The organism is Holdemanella sp. (assembly GCF_056804935.1).
Genome location: NZ_DBMEXE010000150.1, coordinates 1 through 4,109 on the forward strand (window position 1 = coordinate 1; position 4,109 = coordinate 4,109).

Annotated in this window: 2 protein-coding genes; both read right to left on the reverse strand. The window is 35.5% G+C overall.

Features of this window, described 5'->3' with window-relative positions:
- Positions 1-384: 384 nt before the first annotated feature.
- Positions 385-3,015 (reverse strand): pyruvate, phosphate dikinase, encoded by a 2,631-nt coding sequence (ppdK, locus tag ACZQCL_RS07130; RefSeq protein WP_482482461.1) that lies wholly within the window; start codon positions 3,013-3,015, stop codon positions 385-387.
- Between the two features lie 457 nt (positions 3,016-3,472).
- Positions 3,473-3,913 carry a Spx/MgsR family RNA polymerase-binding regulatory protein gene (locus tag ACZQCL_RS07135; RefSeq protein ID WP_154555840.1) on the reverse strand — a complete coding sequence of 147 codons (441 nt, stop codon included), beginning with the start codon at positions 3,911-3,913 and terminating at the stop codon, positions 3,473-3,475.
- Between the last annotated feature and the right edge of the window lie 196 nt (positions 3,914-4,109).

Below are 4,109 nucleotides of genomic sequence, written 5' to 3' on the forward strand. Positions count from 1 at the left end.
ATGAAATGTACAAAATGCGGTTACGAAGAAGAAGTACCTAGATGGTTGATCGATGAATTATTTCCAAATGAACCTGAAGAAAACTATATGATGCACTGCCCTGAATGCGATCATAAGATGATTGTAAAAAAATAATTCAACAACTAAAAATGAATACAAAATGTTGGCTATTTTCAATAGTCCTTTTTGTCGTTCCTGATAATTCATATCTTGTGATATTTTAACGCTATTTCACATACCATATTTCTCTGTTCCGAAACCAAAATCTTAATATATAAAAAAACGATAAAAACACACCGAAAATTACACGAATACTTTGTAAAAAATAACACTAAACAACACATATCATAAAAAGGAGTTGAAATCAATCAACTCCTACATGTTTTATTTATCGAATTTAATAGCAGCCTGTGCCGCAGCAAGTCTTGCGATTGGTACACGATATGGTGAACAAGATACATAATTCAATCCAACTCTATGACAGAATTCAATACTTGCTGGATCCCCACCATGTTCTCCACAAATACCTAATTTAATATTTGGACGAGTACTTCTACCAAGTTCTGTAGCCATCTTAACAAGTTTTCCAACACCTCTTTGATCTAAGTGTGCAAATGGATCTTGTTCGAAAATCTTCTTGTCATAGTAATCTTGTAAGAATCCTCCTGCATCATCTCTTGAGAATCCAAATGTCATCTGTGTTAAGTCATTTGTACCAAATGAGAAGAATTCAGCTTCTTTTGCGATTTCATCTGCTAATAATGCAGCACGAGGAATTTCAATCATTGTACCAACATGATATTTCATATCGAATTCGGATTCTTGAATCAATTTGTCAGCTACCTCACATACAACCTTTTTAACATAGCGAAGTTCTGCAACATCACCAACCAATGGAATCATGATTTCAGGTTCAATCTTCCAGTCTGGGTGTCTTTCATTGACAGCTAATGCAGCCTGAATCACTGCAGTCGTCTGCATTTCAGCAATTTCTGGATACGAAATAGCCAAACGACATCCACGATGACCCATCATAGGATTGAATTCGTGTAAGCTAGAAATGACAGATTTCAATTCATCCAATCCAATGTGCATATCCTTAGCTAATTGTGTAATATCATAAGAGTTTGTAGGTAAGAATTCATGTAAAGGTGGATCCAAGTAACGAATTGTCACTGGTAGACCTTCCATAGCTTCATAGATTCCTTCAAAGTCACTTCTTTGCATAGGCAAGATTTTTTCTAATGCGACACGTCTTTGAGCTGCCGTTTTAGAAACAATCATTTCACGAACCGCTTTAATACGATCTCCCTCAAAGAACATGTGTTCTGTACGAACTAGACCAATACCTTGAGCACCAAATTCATGAGCTTGTTTTGCATCATGAGGAGTATCTGCATTAGTACGAACTTTTAATGTACGTCTTTCATCTGCCCAATTCATGAAACGTTCAAAATCACCTGAAATACTTGCAGGAACGGTTTTAATAGCACTACCATAGATATTTCCTGTTGAACCATCTAAACTGATCCAATCTCCACGGTGATATTTCACACCATTAATTTCAAAATATCCTTCATCATCATGCATCTTGATATCGCCACATCCACTGACGCAGCATGCACCCATACCACGAGCAACAACAGCAGCATGACTTGTCATACCACCACGTACCGTTAAGATACCTTGAGATACGTGCATACCTTCAATATCTTCTGGACTTGTTTCTAAACGAACTAAGATGACTTTGTGGTTACGACTTGCCTCTTGAATCGCTTCTTCTGCACTAAATACGATTTGACCACAAGCAGCACCTGGACTTGCTGGAAGTGCTGAAGCAATTGGTTCAGCTTTCTTTAATTCATCCGCATCAAACATTGGGTGTAGTAATGAATCTAATTGTTTAGGTTCAACCATCATTAAAGCTTCATCAATAGTAATCATGCCTTCATCCACCATGTCGCACGCAATTTTTAAGGCAGCCTGAGCTGTACGTTTACCATTACGTGTCTGCAACATGAATAATTTACCTTTTTCAATTGTGAATTCCATGTCCTGCATATTACGATAGTGAGTTTCCAATTTCTTAGTAATAGCTACAAAATCATCATATGCACCTGGAGCCACTTCTTTTAATTGATCAATCTTTTGAGGTGTACGAATACCCGCAACAACATCTTCACCTTGGGCATTCATTAAGAATTCACCATACAATTTATTCTCACCAGTACTTGGATTACGCGTAAAGGCAACACCTGTACCACAATCATTACCCATATTACCAAATACCATCATCTGTACGTTAACGGCAGTTCCCCAGCTTGAAGGGATATCATTCATCTTACGATAGTAGATAGCACGAGGGTTGTTCCAAGAACGGAATACAGCTTCAATAGCCCCCATCAATTGTTCTTTTGGATCTTCAGGGAATTCAGATTTTAATTCATTTTTGTAGAACGCTTTAAATAATTCTACTAATTTCTTCATATCTTCAGCATTTAAATCTAAGTCATCACTAATGCCTCTTTCAGCCTTTACTTCATCGATGATCTCTTCAAAACGCTTTTTACTCAACCCCATAACAACGTCTGAATACATTTGAATAAAACGACGATATGAATCATATGCGAAACGCTCATTATTTGTTAAGTTTGCGACTGTTTCTGCAACTGTTTTATTCATACCTAAATTTAAAATAGTATCCATCATACCAGGCATACTTGCACGTGCCCCTGAACGAACAGATACTAATAAAGGATTGGCTTCATCCCCTAATTTCTTTCCAGACTTCTTTTCCAATAAATCTAGATATTCCATGATTTGAGCTTTAATACCATCATTAATTGTTTCATTATCTTCATAATATTGGTTACAAGCTTCTGTAGTGATCGTGAATCCATAAGGCACAGGCATTCCAAGTTTAGACATTCCAGCTAAGTTGGCACCTTTTCCACCTAACAATTCACGCATCGTTTCATCGCCTTCATTAAATTCATAGACATATTTTTTATCCATAATATTTTACCTCCTATTTGTAACCGTTTACATGTGTAAATAATTATAGCATACAAATTTACATAGTGATAGTTTTTTTTAAAATTTCACAAATAAAAACCTATTAGTTTTCACCAATAGGTTTATCCACGCTTAACAACCGCACTTTTTTGTCTAAACGCTATACCAATTTTTACAGTATGTTCATTTTGAAATCGACAAGGATGACAGATGCATTAAAATAGTTGAAAAAAAGGACCCGGACAACTAAAAGTTGTCCAAGCCTAAAATCAGCTTTAAACCGTTTTGGGGGTATATGCCGCTTCTTAAATTCTTGGAGAGCAAATACACCTAACTCCATCCAAATTTATTGCGCCCTTATTAGCAGCAGACTCACAAAATATAGTTTATAAAACTCCTGCTAAACATACTTCTACTCTAAGTTTATCTGTTTAAGCAAAAAAAGAACTAGAATACTCTAGTTCATACTTGCATGCTCTCTACACTTACCACAAACAGAATAGTTTGGACAAGCATCTGTACACGCATTGTCTACGACTGTTCTTAACTGTGCTGGCATCATTGTTGTGATTTCATCATCATCATATCCAACCACAAGGCTCTTTTCCGATAAAAGAATTGGTCTTTTTAGAATCGATGGATTTTCCTGAATCAAAGTAACCAATTCCTTCATCGAATAATCATCGATATCTTTTTGAAGTGCCTGGAATGCCTTCGAACGAACCGAAATGATATCTTCCGTTCCATTTTCACATCGCGACAATAAATATTTAATTTCACTTTCCTTCAATAATGAAGTAAATATATTCTTTTCAACAAATTCAATTTGGTTGTCTTTTAACCACTGTTTTGCCTTACGACAACTCGCACAACCTGGAGAAGTATATAAAATTACCATAATAATAGCCTCCTTCAACTAATTATATCATAATACTAGGTTTAAAATAAATAGTTGTATCTTATATTTAAATATGCTATATTCTTCCCTAGTGAGGTCAAGAAATGGAAAAAGCTATTTTATCAAGAATCAATTTACAACGACAAGATACTCATATTGCACAAGAATATTTTGATACAATATCAGACTTAATTGA

Excerpts from the sequence above, each read along its gene's own strand:
- ppdK (WP_482482461.1), bottom strand. The coding sequence starts at position 3,015 with ATGGATAAAAAATATGTCTATGAATTTAATGAAGGCGATGAAACGATG.
- ACZQCL_RS07135 (WP_154555840.1), bottom strand. The coding sequence starts at position 3,913 with ATGGTAATTTTATATACTTCTCCAGGTTGTGCGAGTTGTCGTAAGGCA.